General features: G+C 71.2%; 5 protein-coding genes. All 5 read right to left on the bottom strand.

Annotated features, from left to right (window positions below; genetic code table 11):
• Nucleotides 1-238: 238 nt before the first annotated feature.
• Nucleotides 239-1,486, bottom strand: coding sequence for a multiple monosaccharide ABC transporter permease (gene mmsB, locus ABD317_RS32705; RefSeq protein WP_344294793.1), 1,248 nt, complete (start codon nucleotides 1,484-1,486; stop codon nucleotides 239-241).
• Complete coding sequence (mmsA, locus tag ABD317_RS32710; protein WP_344294795.1) at nucleotides 1,483-3,036, bottom strand: multiple monosaccharide ABC transporter ATP-binding protein; 1,554 nt, start codon at nucleotides 3,034-3,036, stop codon at nucleotides 1,483-1,485. The genes mmsB and mmsA overlap by 4 nt, the downstream gene beginning before the upstream one ends.
• Before the next feature lie 17 nt (nucleotides 3,037-3,053).
• On the bottom strand, nucleotides 3,054-4,169 hold the full coding sequence (gene chvE, locus ABD317_RS32715; RefSeq protein ID WP_027755401.1) for a multiple monosaccharide ABC transporter substrate-binding protein: 1,116 nt from the start codon (nucleotides 4,167-4,169) through the stop codon (nucleotides 3,054-3,056).
• Between the two features lie 5 nt (nucleotides 4,170-4,174).
• Entirely contained in the window at nucleotides 4,175-5,194 is a 1,020-nt protein-coding gene (locus ABD317_RS32720) for a hypothetical protein (protein WP_344294799.1), read from the bottom strand.
• Between the two features lie 88 nt (nucleotides 5,195-5,282).
• A partial coding sequence (locus ABD317_RS32725) for a zinc-binding dehydrogenase (RefSeq protein ID WP_344294801.1) occupies nucleotides 5,283-5,886 on the bottom strand: 604 nt, incomplete at its 5' end.

Below are 5,886 nucleotides of genomic sequence, written 5' to 3' on the forward strand. Positions count from 1 at the left end.
CCGACGAGTCCGCCGCCGCCGAGGCGGCGGCGAGGCCGGCGGCGGCCAGGCCGCCGGCCGTGGCGGCGAGCACGGTGCGTCTGCTCGTCGCCGTGCCGCGCGCCGTCGTTCCGCCGTCCGCCGTTAAGCTCGCCGCGCTGCTGGGCGCCGTGGTCGGCGCCGGGGGTCGGGTCGTCATGGGGATACAGCTCCTCGTCAAGGGAAGTCGGATATCGGAGAGAGGTCACACCGGGTACGGCTACACTCCCGCCCGGCGCTTGTTCCAGATGTCGAAGCCCACCGCCGCCAGCAGCACCAGGCCCTTGATGACCTGCTGGTAGTCGGTGCCGAGGCCGACGAGCGACATGCCGTTGTTCAGCACGCCCAGCACCAGCCCGCCGATGATCGCGCCGAACACCGTGCCGATGCCGCCGCTCATCGACGCGCCGCCGATGAACGCCGCCGCGATCGCCTCCAGTTCGAACATCTCGCCGGCCTTCGGTACGCCGGCGTTCAGCCGCGCCGCGTAGACGCAGCCGGCGAGTGCCGCGAGCACGCCCATGTTCACGAACACCAGGAACGTGACCCGCTTGTCCTTCACGCCCGACAGCGTGGCCGCGGCCTTGTTGCCGCCGAGCGCGTACACGTGCCGGCCGACGACCACGTTGCGCATCACGTAGCTCAGTGAGATCAGCAGCCCGGCCATGATGAGCAGCACCACCGGCACGCCGCGGTAGCTGGCCAGCATCAGCGTGGCGACGACCACCGCCGCGACGATGAACGCGCACTTGGCCAGCCACAGCGGGTACGGCAGCACGTCCAGTTCGTAACTGAGCTGCCGCCGCCGGTCGCGCCACTCCTGCCACAGCAGGAACAGGCCGATGGCGATGCCGAGGAGCAGCGTGAGGTTGTGGTAGTTCGTTTCCGGCCCGGTCTCCGGCAGGAAGCCCTGCGCGATGTTCTGGAAGCCCTTGGGGAACGGCGCCAGCGACTGGCCCTCCAGGACGATCTGGGTGAGGCCCCGGAAGACCAGCATGCCCGCCAATGTCACGATGAATGATGGTATGCCGACGTATGCTATCCAGAAACCCTGCCAGGCCCCCGCTACGGCGCCGATGAGCAGCGAGCACGTCAGGGCGAGCGGCCAGGGGAAGTCGTGGTTGACCATCATCACTGCCGACATCGCGCTGGCGAACGCGCAGAGCGAGCCCACCGACAGGTCGATGTGCCCCGCAATGATGACGATCATCATGCCCATCGCCAGGATCAGGATGTAACTGTTCTGCTGGACGATGTTGGAGACGTTGCGCGGCAGCAGCAGGGTGCCGTCGCTCCATACCTGGAACACCACGACGATCAGCCCGAGCGCGACGAGCATGCCGTACTGCCGCATGTTGTTGCGCATCGCGGCGAGCAGCGCGCCGGCGAGCGCGCCACCCGGTCCGCCGCCGCCCCCGGCGGGTGCGGCCGGGGCGCTGCCGCGCTTCTCCGTGGTCACCGGGCTCATCCTTCGCCCCCTACGTGCGTGGTCATGTGGCGCATGAGAACTTCCTGGGTGGCCTCGTCCCGCGGCACCTCGCCGGTCAGCCGGCCCGCGGTCATGGTGTAGATCCGGTCGCACATCCCCAGCAGCTCGGGCAGCTCCGAGGAGATGAAGACGATCGCCTTGCCGCGGGCGGCGAGCTGGTCGATGACCGTGTAGATCTCGTACTTCGCCCCCACGTCGATGCCGCGCGTGGGCTCGTCGAGGATCAGTACCTCGGGGTCGGCGTGGATCCACTTGCCGAGCACGACCTTCTGCTGGTTGCCGCCGCTCAGCCGGCCCACGGCCTCGAAGACCGTCGGGGTCTTGATGTTCATCGACGTGCGGAAGCCCTCGGCGACCCGCCGCTCCTCGTGCTCGTCGACCGCGCCGCGGCGGCGGAGCTTCGGCAGCGAGGGCAGCGTGATGTTGCGCATCACGTTGTCGATGAGGTTGAGGCCGTACCTCTTGCGGTCCTCGGTGACGTACGCGATGCCGTGGCGTACCGCGTCCGGCACGGTGCGGGTGTCGACCTCGCGGCCGTCGACCCGCACCGTGCCGGACTCGTACCGGCCGTAGGAGCGCCCGAAGACGCTCATCGCCAGCTCCGTGCGGCCCGCGCCCATCAGGCCCGCGATGCCGACGATCTCGCCCCGCCCGACCTCGATCGAGACGTCGTCGACGACCGTCCGCTCGTGGTCGATGGGGTGGCGCACCGTCCAGCCCTCGACGGCCAGCGCGACGGTGCCCGCGTCCTCGCCGCGGTAGTGGGACCGCTCGGGAAAGCGGTGGTCGAGGTCGCGGCCGACCATGCCGCGGATGATGCGGTCCTCGGACAGTGCGGCCCCCTCGCCGCCCGTGCCGTCGTCGCGTACGGCGAGCGTCTCGATCGTCCGGCCGTCGCGCAGGATCGTCACCGAGTCCGCGACCTGCCGGATCTCGTTCAGCTTGTGCGAGATGAGGATGCAGGCGATGCCCTGGTCCCGGAACTCCCGGATGAGATCCAGCAGTTTGCGGCTGTCCTCGTCGTTCAGGGCCGCGGTCGGCTCGTCGAGGATGAGCAGCTTCACCTTCTTCGACAGCGCCTTGGCGATCTCCACGAGCTGCTGCTTGCCCACGCCGATGTCGGCGATCCGGGTCTGCGGCTTCTCCGCGCCCAGCCCGACCCGCTTGAGCAGCGCGGCGGCGCTGCGCAGCGTCTCGTTCCAGGAGATGACGCCGCGCCGGGCCTGCTCGTTGCCGAGGAAGATGTTCTCGGCGATGGACAGGTACGGCACCAGGGCCAGCTCCTGGTGGATGATGACGATGCCGCGCTCCTCGCTGGCCCCGATGTCCCTGAACGCGCACGGCTCGCCCTCGAAGAGGATCTCCCCCTCGTAGCTGCCGTGCGGGTGGACTCCGCTGAGGACCTTCATCAGGGTCGACTTCCCGGCGCCGTTCTCGCCGCAGACGGCGTGGATCTCGCCGGGCGCGACGGTGAGGCTGACGTCGGCGAGCGCCGTGACCCCGGGGAAGGTCTTCGTGATGGAGCGCATCTCAAGGACCGCAGCGGTCACTTCAGGTCTCCGGCCTTGTAGTAGCCCTCCTCGACGAGCAGGTCGGTGTTGCTCTTGTCGATGCTGACCGGGTCCAGCAGGAACGCCGGGACGACCTTGACGCCGTTGTCGTACGTCTCGGTGTCGTTGACCTCGGGCTTGCCGCCGGTGAGCACGGCGTCGGTCATCTGCACGGCCTGCTTGGCGAGCTTGCGGGTGTCCTTGTAGACGGTCTGGGTCTGCTGCCCGGCGATGATGGACTTGATGGAGGCCAGCTCGGCGTCCTGACCGGTGACCACCGGCAGCTCCTTGCCGCCGCTGCCGTAGCCGGCGGACTTCAGCGCGGAGAGGATGCCGATGGAGATCCCGTCGTACGGCGAGAGCACCGCGTCGACGCGGTTCGCGCCGCCGTAGTTGCCGCTCAGCAGGTCGTCCATGCGCTTCTGCGCCGTGCCGCCGTCCCAGCGCAGCGTGGTGACCTGGTTCATGTCCGTCTGGCCGGAGCGCACGGTGAGCTGGCCGGAGTCCAGGTACGGCTGGAGCGCGGACATGGCGCCGTTGAAGAAGTAGCGGGTGTTGTTGTCGTCGGGGGAGCCCGCGAACAGCTCGATGTTGTACTTCGCGTCCTTGTCGTCTTCGAGCTTCAGCGCGTCCACGATGTACTGGCCCTGCAGCCGGCCGACCCGCTCGTTGTCGAACGAGGCGTAGTAGTCGACGTTCTCCGTCTCCAGGATCAGCCGGTCGTACGCGATGACGGGGATGTCCGCCGCCGCGGCGTCCGCCAGCACATCCGTGAGCGCGGTGTTGTCGATCGCCGCCACGACGAGCGCGTCCACGCCCTTGGTGATCATGTTGTCGATCTGCGAGACCTGGTTCTCGACCTTGTCCTCGCCGTACTGCAGGTCGGTCTCGTAGCCGGCCGCCTCGAACTCCTTGACCATGTTCTCGCCGTCGGCTATCCAGCGCTCCGACGACTTGGTGGGCATCGCGATGCCGATCGTGCCGCCGCCGTCGGAGGAGTCCTTCTTCTCCTCGCTGCCGCCCTCGCTGTCCTGGCCGCAGGCGGCGAGGGCGAGAGCGAGCGCGGAGACGGCGGCGGCGGAGCGCAGGCGTGCGGCTCGGGGAGTGCGCATGGTGGTCAGATCCCTTCGGGTACGGAAGCGGGGGCGGACGGTGAAGCGGAGGCGGGCCGCGGGACGGGGCCGGTGCCCGGCGCGGGGGCGGGGAACCGGTGCAGGTCGCCCGGCAGCCGGGAGCCGGGCGGCGACATGCCGTCGGCCGCGCCGAGCCGGTCGAGGAGGTCCAGGACCAGCCGCCCGCGGCGCACCCGCTCGCGGGCGGTGGCCAGCACCGTCTCGCGCATGTGGGCGCCGTAGGGGTAGATCCCGGGGGCCTTGGACAGGCCGAACTTCAGATACAGCGGCGCGCCGCGGCGGATCAGCTCGGCGGCGTCGTACATCCGCACGTAGCCGCCGAGGTCGTCCGGCGCCTCCACGTACAGGTCCATCGGAGCGGCGCTGGCCCGGCGGATCTCGGTGAGCTGCGCCAGCGACAGGTCCGAGGGGATGTTGAGCGAGTCGGCGCCGAGCCGCTCCCACACCGCGTACGCGGCGGGGTTCACCGGGCCGACGAGCGCGGAGACCTTGAACGTGGTGTGCGCGGGCAGCTCGCCGAGTTCGCGCAGCCCGTGCAGCAGCCACAGCACGCCCTCGTCGGCGACGAGCAGGCACGTCACGCCCAGGCTCGCGGCCCGCAGCGCGTCCTCCACACAGCCGGCGAGCTGGTCGTGCCCGCGGGCCCGCAGCCCGCCGCCGCCGGAGGTGCTGCGGGTGGCGGCGCCGGTGTCCCAGGTGCCGCGCGGGCCCGTGAACAGGCACAGCTCGACGTCGCGTGCGGCGCAGGCCGCGACCATGTCGGTGATCTCGTTGTCGCTGAGCATCCACACGCCGCTGCCCTGGCTGATGCGGTGGACCGGCACGCCGAGCCGGGTGCTCTCCTTCAGGACGGCGGCCAGCGCCTCCGGGCCTTCGACGGACGGGATCTCGGTACGCCAGCGCCCCCCGTCCGGGAAGGCGTGCGGCGACGCGTCGGCCGGGTCCGGCTCCGGGGCGCCGAAGCCGAGGCGGCCGAGGGCCGGTTCACCAGGGGCATGAGGCACGGTACTCCTTTGATCGATATTTCGGACGCCATTCGACTTCGATGCGATGCTGAAGCGGCCCTCGCGCGGGGCGGCCGGGCCGCTCCGGCTACGGCCGCAGCAGCACCTTGCCCACCGCGGGGTCCCCGCCGCCGACCAGGCCGACGGCCTCCTCGTACGCGTCCAGGGGCAGTTCATGGGTGATCAGCGCCGCCGGGTCCAGCGCACCCGTGGCGAGCGCGCGCACCGCGTACGACCAGGCCGCCGACGGGGCGCCGAAGACGCCGAGCACGGCGACCTGGCGCATCGACAGCTCCAGCGGGTCGATGCCCGCCGCGCCGCCGGGCGGGATGCCGGTGACCACGGCCCGCCCGCCGCGGCGCGCCAGCGCCAGCCCGGCCGCCGCCGCCCGCGCCGCCGAGGCCGTCTCCACCACCAGGTCGTACGTCCCCGCCAGACCGGTGGCGGCGTCGGGTGCCACCGGCCGGGCGCCGAACGCCCACGCCTGCTCGGCCCGTTCCGTCCGCGGCTCGACCACCAGCAGCTCCGCCGGCGCGTACGCGGCGAGCAGCTGCACCGCCAGCAGCCCCACCGTGCCCCCGCCGACGACGGCCACCCGCTCCCCTGGCCGCGGCCCGCCGCGGCGGTACTGCGCGGCGGCGACGGGCTCCGGCTCCCGCAGCGCGGCCGCGCGCAGGTCGGCGTGGTCGTCC

The organism is Streptomyces synnematoformans (genome assembly GCF_039531005.1).
GTDB classification, from domain to species: domain Bacteria; phylum Actinomycetota; class Actinomycetes; order Streptomycetales; family Streptomycetaceae; genus Streptomyces; species Streptomyces synnematoformans.

Coding starts and splice junctions, on each gene's coding strand:
- chvE (WP_027755401.1), bottom strand. CDS start 4,169: ATGCGCACTCCCCGAGCCGCACGCCTGCGCTCCGCCGCCGCCGTCTCC.
- mmsA (WP_344294795.1), bottom strand. CDS start 3,036: ATGCGCTCCATCACGAAGACCTTCCCCGGGGTCACGGCGCTCGCCGAC.
- mmsB (WP_344294793.1), bottom strand. CDS start 1,486: ATGAGCCCGGTGACCACGGAGAAGCGCGGCAGCGCCCCGGCCGCACCC.